This window comes from Mesorhizobium sp. 2RAF45, from assembly GCF_052115225.1.
GTDB classification, from domain to species: domain Bacteria; phylum Pseudomonadota; class Alphaproteobacteria; order Rhizobiales; family Rhizobiaceae; genus Mesorhizobium; species Mesorhizobium jarvisii.
Genome location: NZ_JBFRGG010000003.1, coordinates 196,230 through 209,852, shown reverse-complemented (window position 1 = coordinate 209,852; position 13,623 = coordinate 196,230). Strand labels below are relative to the sequence as shown.

Genomic DNA, 13,623 nt, shown 5'->3' with positions numbered 1-13,623 from the left:
CGCCCGGTCGATCTGGAACTGATCAGTGCTTGCCCTGTCGCTTGAGAAGCCGCGCATAAAGTTCGCCGACAATGCCGCGCCGGAAGACCAGCACGCACACCATGAAGATCAGCCCGGTGGCGATGGTCACCGGGAAACCGGAGGTGGCAAGCTTGTTCTCCAGTCCGACGACGAGGCTGGCGCCGACAATCGGCCCGACCATGGTGCCGATGCCGCCCAGAAGCGTCATCAGGATCACCTCGCCCGACATCTGCCAGGTGACGTCGGTGAGCGTGGCGAACTGGAAGACGATCGCCTTGAGGGAGCCTGCCAGCCCGGCCAGCGCCGCCGACATGACGAAGGCGCCGAGCTTGTAGTTGGCGACGGAATAGCCCAGCGAAATGGCGCGGCTCTCGTTTTCCCGGATCGAGCGCAGGATCATGCCGAAGGGTGAATTGACGATGCGCCAGATGGCGAAAACGCCGATCAGGAATACCGCGAGCACGAAGTAATACATATTCAGGGAGACGTTCAGGTCGAGGACACCGAACAGCATGCCGCGCGGTACGCCCTGAATGCCGTCCTCACCCTCGGTGAAAGGCGCCTGCACGCAGAAGAAGAAGAACATCTGCGATAGCGCCAGGGTGATCATGGCGAAATAGATGCCTTGCCGGCGAATGGCGAAGAAGCCCATGACCAGGCCGAACAGCGCGCCGCCCGCCATGCCGAACAGGATGCCGGCTTCCGGCGGCCAGCCCCACACCTTGACGGCATGCGCGGTGAAATAGGCGGCGCCGCCAAAGAAGGTGGCGTGGCCGAACGACAGCAGGCCGGTGTAGCCGAGCAGGAGATTGAACGCGCAGGCAAGCAGCGCGAAACACAGCATCTTCATCAGGAAGATCGGGTAAACCAGGAAGGGCGCTACCAGCAGCGCCGCTATGCCAAGCCCGACCAGCGTCCATTCGAGCCATGCCGGGGTTCCGGCTGATGTCTCGCGACGCGACAGCCCGGCCATGTCAGATGTCCCTTCCGACATGTCAGGCATCCCTTCCGAACAGGCCGGCCGGCCGGACCAGAAGCACGATCGCCATGATGACGAAGACCACGAGGTTGGAGGCCTCGGGATAGAAGACCTTGGTCAGGCCCTCGGCGAGGCCGAGCATGTAGCCGGTGACGATCGCGCCAAGAATCGACCCCATGCCACCGATGACGACGACCGCGAAGACGACGATGATGAGATCCGATCCCATCAGCGGGCTCACCTGATAGACGGGGGCGGCCAGAATGCCGGCAAGCCCGGCAAGGGCGGAACCGAGGGCGTAGGTCAGTGTCAGCAGCAACGGTACGTTGACGCCGAAGGCCTGGACGAGACGGGGATTCTCGGTTGCCGCGCGCAGATAGGAGCCGAGCCTGGTCTTCTCGATCAGCGCCCAGGTTCCGAAGCAGACGATCAGCGAGGCGACCACGACCCAGCCGCGATAGTTGGGCAGGAACATGAAGCCGAGATTGGTGCCGCCCGCAAGCAGCGGCGGCACGGCGTAGGGGTTTCCCGACACGCCGTAGTAATAGCGGAATATGCCTTCGAGCACGAGCGCGAGACCGAAGGTGAAAAGCAGGCCATAGAGTGGATCGGTGTCGTAAAGCCGCGACAGCGCCAGGCGCTCGACCACGATGCCGAAGAGGCCGACGATCAGCGGCGCGAGGATCAGCGCGGGCCAATAGCCGATGCCGAGATGGGTCAGCAGCAGGTAGCCGACGAAGGCGCCGAGCATATACTGGGCGCCATGGGCGAAATTGATGACGCGCAGCAAGCCGAATATGACGGCCAGACCCAGGCTCAGCATGGCGTAGAAGGAGCCGTTGATCAGCCCCACCAGCAATTGGCCAAGCAGTGCCTGGACGGGGATTCCGAAGATCATCGTCATGGCGTCCTCATACACCCAGAACGTCGTGGAGCTGCCCCATGCGGTTCGTCAGTTCGCCGACCGGGAACCCGGCGACGACCTTGCCGTGCTCCATCAGGTAGAAGCGATCGGCGACACGGCTGGCGAAGCGGAAATTCTGCTCGACCAGCAGGATCGTCATGCCGCGCTTCTTCAACGTCACCAGCAACTCGCCGATGCGCTGCACGATGACGGGAGCCAGGCCCTCGGTCGGCTCATCGAGAAGCAGCATCTTGACGCCGGTTCGCAGCATGCGGGCGATCGCCAGCATCTGCTGTTCGCCGCCCGACAGCCTCGTGCCGGGACTGTTGCGGCGCTCCTTCAGATTGGGGAAGAGGTCGAATATCTCCGCGACGCTCATGCCGCCCTCGGCGACGACCGGCGGCAGCACCAGATTCTCGTCGACCGTCAGCGTCGCGAAAATGCCGCGCTCCTCCGGCACGAAGCCGATGCCTTGATGCGCGGTGCGGTGCAGCGGCAGGCGCATCAGATCCGCGCCGTCGAAAACGACCTCGCCGGTCCGCGTGCGGATCAGCCCCATGATGGCGCGCAACGTCGTCGTCTTGCCGACGCCGTTGCGGCCGAGCAGCGTGACCGTCTCGCCGGCAAACACCTCCAGATCGACGCCGTGCAGCGCATGGCCCTCGCCATACCAGGCATTGAGGCCGCGGACCGCAAGCAGGGGGGCGGCACTAGTCATCGGCGGTGCCCATGTAAGCGACCTTCACCCGCTCGTCGCGGCTGACCGTCGCGTAGTCGCCGGCGGCGAGCACCTCGCCGCGCTGCATGACGGTTATCCAGTCGCAGAGATCGGCGACAACAGTCAGATTGTGCTCGACCATCAGCACCGCGCGCTCGCTCGCCACCGAACGGATGAGGTCGGAAACCATGGCGACGTCCTCATGCCCCATGCCGGCCATCGGCTCGTCCAACAGCAGCACCTTCGGGTCGAGAGCCAGGGTCGTGGCGATCTCCAGCGCGCGCTTCCTTCCATAGGAAAGATCGCCGGCCAGCCTGTTCCTGGCGTCGTCGAGACCAACGGAGCGCAACAGTTCGACGGCTCGCGGCGTCAGCCGATCGAGCGCCGCCAGGGAACGCCAGAACTGGACGCCGAGCCCACCCGGCCGCTGCAATGCGACGCGCACATTGTCGAGCACGCTAAGGTGCGGAAAGATCGCCGATATCTGGAACGAGCGCACCAGCCCCATGCGCGCCACCTTTGCCGGTGGCGTGCGGGTGATGTCGTGGCCGAGCAGTTCGATCCTGCCGCTGGTCGGCGCCAGGAACTTGGTGAGCAGGTTGAAAACGGTCGTCTTGCCGGCGCCGTTAGGCCCGATCAGCGCATGGATGTTGCGATGGCGGACGTCGAGATCGACATTCCTGACGGCGACGAAGCCGGCAAAATCGCGCCGCAGCCCGCGGGCGGAGAGCACCACCGGCGGCTCGTCGGCGTTGAGATCAGACGGCGCCACGGGCCGCGCCGATCACTGTGCCGCGGTTGGACAGCCGCTTTCCTTGTCGCTCAGGAAGGCCTCGTTGCCGGGGATGGTTGCGAGATATTTGTAATAGTCCCAGTCCTTGGTGCTCTCGCTGGGCGCCTTGACCTGGTAGAGATACATGTCGTGGACCATGTTGCCGTCCGCCTGCACCTTGCCGTTGGTCGTCACGGCGTCGTCAACCGGCATCGAATGCAATTGCTTGGCGACGGCCTCGGTCTCGTCGGTGCCGGCCTTGTCGATCGCCTTCAGATACTGCGTCACCGCCGAATAGGTCGCGGCCTGGATCATGTTCGGCATGCGGTTGGTGCGTTTGAAAAAGCGCTGTCCGAATTCGCGGCTCTTGTCGTCGCGATCCCAGTAATAGCCCTCGGTCAGCACGACGCCCTGCGCGGCCTGAAGGCCCAACCCATGTACCTCGGCCAGCGTGAACAGAAGTGCCGCAAGGCGCTGGCCGCCCTGGACAATGCCGAATTCAGCCGCCTGCTTGATGGAATTGGACGTGTCGAGGCCGGCGTTGGCCAGCCCGATGACCTTGGCGCCCGACGACTGCGCCTGCAGGAGGAAGGATGAATAATCGGTCGACCCCAGGGGATAACGCACTTCGCCCAGCACCTTGCCGCCGTGGCTCTCGACGAATTTGGCGGTCTGCTCCTTGAGCGAATAGCCGAACGCATAGTCGACGGTGACGAAGAACCAGCTGTCGCCGCCCTGCTGCACGAGGGAGCCGCCAGTTCCCACCGCCTGCGAATGGGTGTCATAGGCCCAGTGGAAGCCGTAGGGCGAGCATTGCTTGCCGGTGAGATCGGTGGTTGCCGCGCCGGTAACGATGTCGATCTTCTTCTTTTCCTTGGAAATCCCCTGGACGGCGAGCGCGACCGATGAGGTTGTCAGCTCCATGATGGCATCGACCTGTTCGGTGTCGTACCATTGCCGCGCGATGTTGGAGGCGATGTCAGGCTTGTTCTGATGGTCGGCGCTGATGATCTCGATCGGCGCGCCCTGTACCTTGCCGCCGAAATCCTCGACCGCCATCTTGGCCGCCTCGACCGACCATTTGCCGCCGAAATCGGCATAGACGCCGGATTGATCATTGAGGATGCCGATCTTGACTTTTCCGTCGGAAATTTCGGCGGCCGAGGCGGGGATAGCGGCCGCGGCAAGAAGCGCGGCGGAAACGAAATAGCATACCTTCATTATCGACTTCCTCCCATGATGAATCCGACCGTTCCCCCCGGACGATCACCAGCAAGCGGTATTGAACATGAGCAAGATGGGGATGAACGGCAAGGGGCCGTTGCGGATTTCTGGTTCGAAGCAGCCCTTCCTCGCCGGGAGTTTACCGCCCCGAGGGCAGTCAAGCCGATTGGCGATCACGCCAGCCGGAAACCTCGGAAGCAGGAAGACCATGTGAACCGTGACCGGCGGCTTGGCGAGACCGCGCGTCCATGCCCACGAACTTAGTCGGGAGTATTGACTCGACCGCCGGAGTCGCAACGCTTAGATTGCGTACGGATCACTAGCCTTTCCACGGGGGAAGCCAACTGAGGTATCAGGGTGGCTTTGGCAATGAACAGGTCGATAACTGCCATTACTGTGACGCACAACAGCGCGCATACCGTGCGGGGCGCGCTCGCTCGCCTGCCTCCAGGGGTGGAGATCGTATGCGTCGACAATGCAAGTACTGACGATCTTTCCACCGCGCTGTCCGGCCTTGCCGTTCATCGTATCGACAATCCTGTAAACCTCGGCTTCGGGCGCGCCTGCAACATCGGGGCGGCGGCGGCGACGGGGGAGTTTCTGCTGTTCGTCAACCCCGACGTGCGTCTTGGGACGGACGCCGTCGATGCGCTCATGCAGGCGGCTGAACGCTATCCAAATTGCGGCGTCTTCGTGCCGCGCACCAATACGGTGGATGGCCGGCTCTGGTTTCGCGAGGAGAGCGAGATCGATCGCCTTTCCGGCGTGTCGCTGCCCACACGCATCCGGCAGGTCTGGGGAGATTGTTGCGTCCGCTTCGTCAATGGCGGCGTGTTTATGATCAAACGAACGCTCTTCCTCGATACGGGCGGGTTTGACGAGGATATTTTCCTGTATTTCGAAGATGACGACCTTTCATATCGTCTGCTGCAGCGTGACGAACCCATGATCCTTGTCAGCGGCGCGCATGCTGTCCACGACATTGGCACGTCGGTTGCGCAATCAACCCGGTCGCGCATTTTCCGGTATCGCTCGAAGATGCGATCGGAGATCCACTTGCGCAAGAAATACGGCATCGCCTATAGCCCGTTTGTGGACATACTCCGTTACTCGACGAAAATTGGCTTCTATTGCCTGACGCTTAATCGAAACAGATTGATCAATTCCCTGGGCCGACTGATTGGCATATTCGACAGCATCCTTGACCGATCGCGCGCGAATCGGAACGGCGGCTATGTCGCCTGACGCTGCCGACACGAGGGTCGCCTTGCCTGATGTCCTGTCCAGCGAGCCGCAAAAAAGCGACGCCGACCCAAGCAGTGCCGTGAGCGAAATCCACATCCACGCGCCGGGACGCTATATCGTCGAGTTGCGGCCGACAGAGAGGTGGATGCCGTTTCTCCGGCTCGACGTGCGCCGCCCCGGACATGCGGACAGGACCGTCTATGTGCCGGTCACCACGCGGACGTCCTATCTGCTCACAAGCAGAGAAGGCGGCCTGGCGCTGCAATTTGATAGAGGCGACGTCGTTGCGGCGCGTGTTAGGCCCTTAACCATCGGGGATATTGGCGCGCTGCTGCGTCGGCGCCGTCGCCACAAGCGATTTCAGCTGCCGCTTGGCGAAGGCCTGGTCTTGCAGCCTCTTTTCCACGTCTCGGGATCGCAAGGGCGTGAATTGGCCCGGGCGCTCGGCAGTCTTGCCGGTTGGGGCTTTGGCACTGCAAGCGACAATCTGCAGAAGACCCTGTCGCGGCACTTTGATGGTCCGCCAGCCGAGGCCCCCGAGCGCCGGCCCACCGTCGAGCCGAAGATTGCCGTAGCGCTTCACCTGCATTACCCCGATCTCTGGCCCGAGTTCGAGGCGTTGCTGGAAGCAACCGGTCGTCAATTCCAGCTCTTTCTCACGCTGACCCAGCCTGACGCGGCACTTGCGCAACGCGTTCAGGCAAGATTTCCGGGTGCCGAGATCACGGTCTACGAAAATCGTGGCCGCGACGTCGGCCCTTTCATCCAATTGCTTCGCGAAGGAAAGTTCGATCCCTTCGATCTTATCTGCAAGCTGCATGGCAAGAAGTCGGGGCAGAGCGGGCCGCGCATGGTTCTCGGCGAGATCTGGCGCCAGGTGAGCGCGTTCGACCTGATCGGATCCCGCGGCGTGGTCGACCGCATCATCGCCAACTTCGAGCGTTCTCCCGACACCCAGATGATTGGATCCAGACGCTTTCGGCTGCCCAACGAATGGAAGGGGGAGAAGGCTGCGTGGGGCGAGAACAGGGCGATGGCCCTCAATCTGCTGGAGGCTATGGGGATGCCTTCCAGTTCTCGCCTCGATTTCTTTGCCGGGACGATGTTCTGGGTCCGTCGCAGCGCGCTGGAACCACTGCGATGGCTCGATCTGCCTTTGGCAGCCTTTCCCGAAGAGGCAGGCCAACAAGACGGCACCTTGCAGCATGCCCTCGAGCGTGTTCTTGGAATGATCTGCACAAAGATCGGCGTTGCCTCGGATGGTGACATGACGACGGATTCCCGCGAGGCAGACCCGATTGGATAGATCCGAATTTTTGATCTTTGTAAGATCGTTCACCAGCAGAAGCCGATGGAAGAGATTTCGCCTGCGGCAACGAATTCGGGCCAGCGGCCTGTTCGATGTGTCGTGGTATATGGTTCAAAATCCGGATTTAGCCCGGAGCGGGAAAGATCCGATCCTGCATTACATCAGGTACGGTGTCTCGGAGTCCCGAAACCCGAGTCCGGACTTCGACAACGAATACTATCTGGCGAAAAATCCCGACGTGGCCGCCGCGTCGATGAATCCGTTGGATCACTACATTCGTTTCGGCAAGAGCGAGGGGCGCAGCCCCCGACGTGCTCCGGGCACAAATGCCGGCGCCATCCAGAGACCCGACACCTACGTGCCGCGATCCAACGAGAGGCGACCCGCCGCATTAAAGGCGCGCCTCATTGCCTTCTACCTACCACAGTTTCATCCGATTCCTGAAAATGACGCCTTTTGGGGAAAGGGCTTCACGGAATGGACGAATGTGACACGCGCGACGCCGCAGTTCGACGATCATTATCAGCCCAGGCGGCCGGCGGACCTCGGCTTCTACGATCTGAGGGTGAAGGACATCCAGAAGGAACAGATCGAGATTGCCCTTCAGTACGGCGTCTCGGGGTTCTGCTTTCACTTCTACTGGTTCAACGGCAAGCGCGTCCTCGAGATGCCGATCACACAATTTGTCGAAAATGACGCGCACGAACTGGGCTTCTGCATCAATTGGGCAAATGAACCCTGGAGCCGCCGTTGGGATGGGCGCGAGCAGGAGGTGCTGATTGCGCAATCGCATTCACCCGAAGACGACCTGGCCTTCATCGAATATGTATCCCGCTATTTTCGCGACCGGCGATACATCCGCATCGGCGGCAAGCCACTCCTGATGATTTACCGGCCCGGATTGTTTCCGTCAGCCGCTGAAACAGCACAACGCTGGAGAGCCTATTGCCGGGAAGCCGGCATCGGCGAGATTTTTCTTGCCTATCCGCAGTCGTTCGACAAGGACGATCCCGCCAAATTCGGATTCGACGCTGCCGTCGAATTTCCACCGAATCTTGGGAAATTTCGCGAGATCAGCGACAGAATTCCAACGCTCAAGAGCGGCTTCAGGGGAAAGATCTTCGACTGGACGGAGCTCCTCAATCGCAGCCGCGCCTACCCACAGGTTCCCTACACGCTGTTTCGCGGACTTTGCCCTTCCTGGGACAACACCGCACGGAGAATGGAGGCAGCCCACATTCTGATGAACGCATCACCGTCGCGCTACGCAGAATGGCTCGCCAACGCGGTCGCCGATACGTGCGATCGTTTCGCCGATTTCGACAGCCGCCTGATCTTCGTCAATGCCTGGAACGAGTGGGCGGAGGGAGCCTATCTCGAGCCCGACGCCCGCTATGGATATGCCTATCTGCAAGAGACGCGGAACGTCCTGTCGGCTCCGTCAGCGGCCGGTAAATTCCCCGGGGATGCGTCCTGGCGCGTTTTGTTCGTTTCGCACGATGCGGCTCTCGGTGGGGCGCAGGCTTCGTTGATCGACATCGTCCAATGGCTGCAATCGCACACGGAGCTAGAGGTCAAGGTGCTGTGCCTGGCAGGCGGTGAACGGCTCGAACAGTTTCGACGCATCGTCGATACCGCCCTTCTGGACGATCTGGTTTCGCCGACCGAGACGACCGCCACGAAGCTGGCCCGCATCGCCGATTGGTACGGTGGCAGACCGGACCTGATCTATTGCAACAGCCTGGCCACCGGCCGTGTGCATGCTCTGCTTGGTGAACTGGACATTCCTATCCTGACGCATGCCAGGGAATTGGCAGCGAGCGTCGCCCGATATGCCAAGTACGATATGGAGGATGTCGTTTCCCACACGCGGAGATTCGTTGCGTGCTCGCCAAGCGTCCGGGACTACCTGGTGGCCGAGCACAAGGTCGAAACGAACGCCATCGACGTCATTCCAAGCGCGGTTCCGCAGCCCGGCGCCGATCCCGGTCAGATGGAAATCCAGCGTCTTGAACGTCGCCGGCTGGCCGGCTGGCCCGTGGACAAGACCATCGTCCTGGGATCCGGCCTCGCAATGCCATTCCGCAAGGGTGCCGACCTGTTTATCGAGGTGGCCCGAATTCTTCGGGCGCGGGGGATTGAGGACTATCATTTCTACTGGCTCGGCTCGTTTCCGGAGCGGGAACGGGATGAGGTTCTCGGCACCTGGTCGCAGCACCTCGACCGGATGCGGGCGGACGGGTTGGACGAAAAAGTTACATTTCTGGGCGATGTCGACGATGTGAGCGGCTATCTTCGGGCTGCCGATCTGTTTCTTCTGACATCCCGCGAAGAGCCGTTCGGCCGCGTCATGCTGGAGGCGGCATTCGCCGAGTTGCCGGTGATCTGCTTCGCAGGCAGCGGCGGGGCGCCGGATTTCGTCGAGGACGATGCCGGCATCATCGTCGAACGGGTCGATCCGGCCGCCATGGCCGATGCCACGCTGAAACTGATCCGGAACCAGCCGTTGCGGATGCAGCTCGGCAGGCAGGCGGGCGCCAAGGCGCGGCGGCATTTTTCCACCGACCAGGTCTTTCCGCGCCTGCTGTCGACCATGCGGAAGGTTGCAGGCCAGACGCCCGCGGTTCCGATCATCGTGCCTAACTAAATTATGCCCGCCTATGTACGATCAGCGCCGTGCAACTGCTTCCGCCGCCAGGCGGCAGGCGCTTCGCCGACGCGTCCGTGGAAGAACCTTGGGAAATAGGCGGGGTCGTCGAAGCCGATCTCGTAGGCGATGTCTTCGACCATGCGCACGGTGAACAGCAAGAGCCGCTTGGCTTCCAGCAACCGCCGTTCGCTGACGACGCGCTTGACGCCGCTGCCCAGCAACATCCGCGCGGCCTTGTCGAGAAGATGCGGCGTCGTGGCCAGCGTCTCGACGTAGCGGTCGACCGGCCAGTTATCGCGGAAAATGCGCATGACCGTGGAAAGTTCTGCCGCGACGAACCGAACGCCTCAGCTCTCACCCTCGATCAGACCCTCCAGGAGATCGAGCAGCTGCTCTAGCTTCTCATGCCCAAGCCGCCGCTCGATGTCGTCGTAGATGACGCGGCGCTCGGGCGACAGGGCGTCGATCAGGGCGGAACCGGCCGGGGCGATGGTCAGCACGACGCGGCGGCCGTCGCCTTCCGCCTTGTTGCGGGTGATGAACCTTCGGCCCTCGAGCGCCTTGATGATGCGCGTCAGGCTGGGCGGCAGCACCGATGCACGATCGGCGAGCTCGGTCGCCTCGACCGGGCCGGCCTCACTCAGCACGCGCAGCACACGCCATTGCTGCTCGGTGACGTCATGCGCGGCGAGCATCGGGCGAAACCGCGCCATCACCACTTCGCGAGCATGAAGCAGCGCCATTGGTAAGGAGCGGCGGGTGTTCTCGGGCAGCAAGTGAAATTCTCTCCAGCGCAGGCTTGCAATCGGCAGGCTTTGCCGAGCGCTAGCCCTAAAGCCGGTCACCTTCATCCCGTATCGTCGCCTCAGGCCTGATGCAAGGCTTGACTTCCGATGTCCCCGGATCGCGGCGTGCTGGCGCCATGGTCGGTCCGGTGCCGTCTTGTGCTCCGGCCCTTCAAATTTTTGAGAGAATATTCCCGGCTTTGCCGAGAACGGCGAAACACGTTCTTTGATAAAATCGATAGAATTTCTGACGATGTGACCAAGCCTGGGCAATCCGCCTTGCTGCCATGACTTCACAACCGCAGAGATCAATCATGTCCGACGTCAACAACACTTTGCCCTCGTCCCTTTGGTCAACCCTCAACCGGCGCGGCGGCCTTGCTCTGCTGTTCGCCTCGGCCGTCGCGGTCGGCAGCCTGATGGCACCGCATGCGTCCTTCGCCGAGGACAAGAAGGCGATCAAGGTCGGCATCATCAGCGGCGAGGACGAGGATGTCTGGCGCATCGTGGTCGCCCAGGCCGCCGAGAAGGGCCTGACCATCGAGACCGTGGTGTTCAACGATTACACGCAGCCCAACGAAGCGCTCGAGCGCGGCGAGATCGACGCCAACGCCTTCCAGCACCAGCCCTATCTCGACAACCAGATAAAGACTCAAGGCTATCACATCGTGGGCGTCGGCTATACCTGGGTCTGGCCGATCGGCCTTTACTCCAAGAAGTACAAGGCGGTCGCCGACCTGCCGGGAGGCGCTGTCATCGGCGTGCCGAACGACCCGTCCAATGAAGGCCGGGCGCTGCGCGTGCTGCAGAACGAGGGCGTGATCAAGCTGAAGGACGGTACCGACATTCTGACCACCACCGCCGACATTGCGGAGAACCCCAAGAAGGTCGAGATCAAGGAACTTGATGCCGGCATCGTCGGCCGCTCGGTCGAGGATCTCGACGCCGCCGTGGTCAATACCGACTGGGCGCTGAAGAGCGGCCTGACGCCGGAAAACCGCATCGCGCAGGAACCCATTGCCGACAATCCGTACCGCAACTTCATCGCGGTCAAGGTCGGCAATGAAAACGACGCCTGGGTGAAGACGCTGGTGGCCTCGTACCAGAACGACGCGGTCAAGGCCGAGTTCGACAAGGTCTACAAGGGCACCGGCCTCAGCGCCTATTGATCCGCGACCGGACGCCCGGTTCGAGAGCAATGCGGTCCGCGCCTGAGCGCGGGCCGCACTTGCATTTTCGGATGGCGAGAGCAGGAACACGCATGAACCAGCATATCACGGCATCCCAGGCGATCGCCGATCCGAACCACGCGAGACCCGACGCGTCGCAAGACGTGGTGCGCCTTGTCGACCTGAAGCGCCACTTTGGCGCCACGCCGGCGATCGACGGCATCTCGCTGACGGTGCGCAAGGGCGAGATCCTTGGCATTATCGGCCGCAGCGGCGCCGGCAAATCGACGCTTATCCGCTGCCTGAACGGGCTGGAGCGGCCCGATTCCGGCGAGGTGTTCATCGAGGGTCGCGAGATCAGCCAGCTCGGCGAGCGTGACCTGCAGCCGCTGCGCCGACGCATCGGCATGATCTTCCAGCACTTCAACCTTTTGTCGGCCAAGACGGTCGAGGACAATGTGGCGCTGCCGCTGAAGATCGAGGGCCGTCCGAAGGCCGAGCGGCTGGCGCGGGCGGCGGAGCTGCTTGAACTTGTTGCCCTGTCGGAGAAAGCCCGGGCCTATCCGGCATCGCTGTCAGGCGGCCAGAAGCAGCGCGTCGGCATCGCCCGGGCGCTGGCCGCGCGCCCGGCGCTGCTGTTGTCGGACGAAGCAACTTCGGCGCTCGACCCGGAGACGACGCGCTCGATCCTGGCGCTGCTGAAAGACATCAACCGGCAGCTTGGCCTGACCATTCTGCTGATCACCCATGAGATGGAGGTGATCCGCTCGATCGCCGACCGTGTGGCGGTGATCGATGCCGGGCGCATCGTCGAGGAGGGGCCGGTCTGGTCGGTGTTCGCCGACCCGCAATCGGACATCACCAAAAGCCTGCTCGGCGCCATCCGGCCGCAACTGCCGGCCGAACTGACGGCGCGGCTGCTGCCGGCTTCCGGCGCGGAGACGATCCTGCGTATCGATGTGGCTGGCGAGGTCGCACGTGGACCATTGCTGTCCGACCTTGCCACTTCTGTTCCGGGCGCCTTCCGCCTCGTCCATGGCGGCATCTACCATATCCAGCAGCAGCCGATCGGGACGCTGTTTCTCTCCGTTCCCGGCAGCGATGCGAGCCATCTCGCTGCCGTCATCACATTCCTGAAGGCCCGCCAGGCGCGGGTGGAGGTGCTTGGCCATGTCGCCAATCCTGTTTGAGCTTCTGCTGCGTTCGATCTGGGAGACGGTGCTGATGACGGCCGCCTCCGGCCTGATCTCGCTGGTCTTCGGCCTGCCGCTTGGGCTGGCCTTGATATCAACCGAACGCGGCGGGATCGCCGAAAACCTGTGGGTGAACCGCGTGCTCGGCGCAATCATCAACGGCTTCCGGTCGGTGCCGTTCATCATCCTTCTGGTGGCGCTGATCCCGCTGACGCGGCTGATCGTCGGCACCTCGATCGGCACCTGGGCGGCGATCGTGCCGCTGTCGATCGCCGCCACGCCCTATTACGCCCGCATCGCCGAAGTGTCGCTGCGCGAGGTCGACCACGGGCTGATCGAAGCGGCGCGGGCCATGGGCGGCAACCGCTGGACGATCATCCGCGAGGTGCTTGTGCCCGAGGCGCTGCCTGGCATCGTCGCCGGCTTCACGGTAACGCTGGTGACGCTGATCGGCGCCTCGGCCATGGCCGGCGCCATCGGCGCCGGCGGCCTCGGCAACCTCGCCATCCGCTATGGCTACCAGCGCTTCGAGACCTCGGTGATGGTGGCGGTGGTGATCGTGCTGATCATCCTGGTGTGTGGAATCCAGTGGGCGGGGGATCGATTGGTGGCGCGGCTGGATCGGCGGGGGTGAGCCGGCTAACATTCACATCT

Annotated in this window: 12 protein-coding genes and 1 pseudogene; 6 read left to right on the top strand and 7 right to left on the bottom strand. The window is 62.6% G+C overall.

The genetic code is table 11. The features are described from left to right. Nucleotides 1-22: 22 nt before the first annotated feature. The 5 genes from AB4Z43_RS10405 to AB4Z43_RS10385 are packed head-to-tail and all read right to left on the bottom strand — an operon-like array spanning nucleotide 23 to nucleotide 4,615. The gene (locus AB4Z43_RS10405) at nucleotides 23-994 is read right to left on the bottom strand and encodes a branched-chain amino acid ABC transporter permease (RefSeq protein ID WP_441937751.1); all 972 of its coding nucleotides are present in this window, start codon (nucleotides 992-994) and stop codon (nucleotides 23-25) included. 22 nt (nucleotides 995-1,016) lie between these two features. Next, entirely contained in the window at nucleotides 1,017-1,904 is an 888-nt protein-coding gene (locus tag AB4Z43_RS10400; protein WP_441937304.1) for a branched-chain amino acid ABC transporter permease, read from the bottom strand. A 7-nt stretch (nucleotides 1,905-1,911) separates the two neighbouring features. Then, nucleotides 1,912-2,622: an ABC transporter ATP-binding protein gene (locus AB4Z43_RS10395; protein ID WP_064985307.1), complete on the bottom strand. Its 711-nt coding sequence runs from the start codon at nucleotides 2,620-2,622 to the stop codon at nucleotides 1,912-1,914. Beyond that, nucleotides 2,615-3,394 carry an ABC transporter ATP-binding protein gene (locus AB4Z43_RS10390; protein ID WP_038651124.1) on the bottom strand — a complete coding sequence of 260 codons (780 nt, stop codon included), beginning with the start codon at nucleotides 3,392-3,394 and terminating at the stop codon, nucleotides 2,615-2,617. The genes AB4Z43_RS10395 and AB4Z43_RS10390 overlap by 8 nt, the downstream gene beginning before the upstream one ends. 12 nt (nucleotides 3,395-3,406) lie before the next feature. Next, complete coding sequence (locus tag AB4Z43_RS10385) at nucleotides 3,407-4,615, bottom strand: ABC transporter substrate-binding protein (RefSeq protein ID WP_441937302.1); 1,209 nt, start codon at nucleotides 4,613-4,615, stop codon at nucleotides 3,407-3,409. Between the two features lie 372 nt (nucleotides 4,616-4,987). On the opposite strand from AB4Z43_RS10385, the gene AB4Z43_RS10380 reads away from it, so the two are divergent. From AB4Z43_RS10380 to AB4Z43_RS10370, 3 genes are read left to right on the top strand one after another with little or no spacing between them, the layout of a single operon-like run. Continuing rightward, nucleotides 4,988-5,863: a glycosyltransferase family 2 protein gene (locus AB4Z43_RS10380; RefSeq protein ID WP_032920834.1), complete on the top strand. Its 876-nt coding sequence runs from the start codon at nucleotides 4,988-4,990 to the stop codon at nucleotides 5,861-5,863. Between the two features lie 22 nt (nucleotides 5,864-5,885). After that, nucleotides 5,886-7,169 carry a rhamnan synthesis F family protein gene (locus tag AB4Z43_RS10375; RefSeq protein WP_441937300.1) on the top strand — a complete coding sequence of 428 codons (1,284 nt, stop codon included), beginning with the start codon at nucleotides 5,886-5,888 and terminating at the stop codon, nucleotides 7,167-7,169. Beyond that, the gene (locus tag AB4Z43_RS10370) at nucleotides 7,162-9,819 is read left to right on the top strand and encodes a glycoside hydrolase family 99-like domain-containing protein (RefSeq protein ID WP_441937298.1); all 2,658 of its coding nucleotides are present in this window, start codon (nucleotides 7,162-7,164) and stop codon (nucleotides 9,817-9,819) included. Before AB4Z43_RS10375 ends, AB4Z43_RS10370 begins: the two co-directional genes overlap by 8 nt. Nucleotides 9,820-9,830: 11 nt before the next feature. Here the strand turns inward: AB4Z43_RS10370 and AB4Z43_RS10365 are convergent. Both AB4Z43_RS10365 and hpaR read right to left on the bottom strand, forming a co-directional pair. Further along, a pseudogene (locus tag AB4Z43_RS10365) lies at nucleotides 9,831-10,124 on the bottom strand (helix-turn-helix domain-containing protein); the annotation flags it as partial. Between the two features lie 45 nt (nucleotides 10,125-10,169). Next, entirely contained in the window at nucleotides 10,170-10,673 is a 504-nt protein-coding gene (gene hpaR / locus AB4Z43_RS10360) for a homoprotocatechuate degradation operon regulator HpaR (RefSeq protein WP_010912713.1), read from the bottom strand. Nucleotides 10,674-10,921: 248 nt separating this feature from the next. Here hpaR and AB4Z43_RS10355 point away from each other — a divergent pair, with 248 nt between their 5' ends. From AB4Z43_RS10355 to AB4Z43_RS10345, 3 genes are all read left to right on the top strand, one after another. Then, nucleotides 10,922-11,776, top strand: a complete 855-nt coding sequence (locus tag AB4Z43_RS10355) for a MetQ/NlpA family lipoprotein (RefSeq protein WP_441937296.1) — start codon at nucleotides 10,922-10,924, stop codon at nucleotides 11,774-11,776. Nucleotides 11,777-11,868: 92 nt separating this feature from the next. Then, nucleotides 11,869-12,966, top strand: coding sequence for a methionine ABC transporter ATP-binding protein (locus tag AB4Z43_RS10350; RefSeq protein WP_441937294.1), 1,098 nt, complete (start codon nucleotides 11,869-11,871; stop codon nucleotides 12,964-12,966). Beyond that, a complete protein-coding gene (locus AB4Z43_RS10345; protein WP_441937292.1) occupies nucleotides 12,947-13,603 on the top strand; it encodes a methionine ABC transporter permease in 657 nt (218 codons plus the stop codon). The genes AB4Z43_RS10350 and AB4Z43_RS10345 overlap by 20 nt, the downstream gene beginning before the upstream one ends. Nucleotides 13,604-13,623 lie beyond the last annotated feature (20 nt).

Coding starts and splice junctions, on each gene's coding strand:
- AB4Z43_RS10405 (WP_441937751.1), bottom strand. CDS start 994: ATGGCCGGGCTGTCGCGTCGCGAGACATCAGCCGGAACCCCGGCATGG.
- AB4Z43_RS10400 (WP_441937304.1), bottom strand. CDS start 1,904: ATGACGATGATCTTCGGAATCCCCGTCCAGGCACTGCTTGGCCAATTG.
- AB4Z43_RS10395 (WP_064985307.1), bottom strand. CDS start 2,622: ATGACTAGTGCCGCCCCCCTGCTTGCGGTCCGCGGCCTCAATGCCTGG.
- AB4Z43_RS10385 (WP_441937302.1), bottom strand. CDS start 4,615: ATGAAGGTATGCTATTTCGTTTCCGCCGCGCTTCTTGCCGCGGCCGCT.
- AB4Z43_RS10380 (WP_032920834.1), top strand. CDS start 4,988: ATGAACAGGTCGATAACTGCCATTACTGTGACGCACAACAGCGCGCAT.
- hpaR (WP_010912713.1), bottom strand. CDS start 10,673: ATGAAGGTGACCGGCTTTAGGGCTAGCGCTCGGCAAAGCCTGCCGATT.
- AB4Z43_RS10355 (WP_441937296.1), top strand. CDS start 10,922: ATGTCCGACGTCAACAACACTTTGCCCTCGTCCCTTTGGTCAACCCTC.
- AB4Z43_RS10350 (WP_441937294.1), top strand. CDS start 11,869: ATGAACCAGCATATCACGGCATCCCAGGCGATCGCCGATCCGAACCAC.
- AB4Z43_RS10345 (WP_441937292.1), top strand. CDS start 12,947: ATGTCGCCAATCCTGTTTGAGCTTCTGCTGCGTTCGATCTGGGAGACG.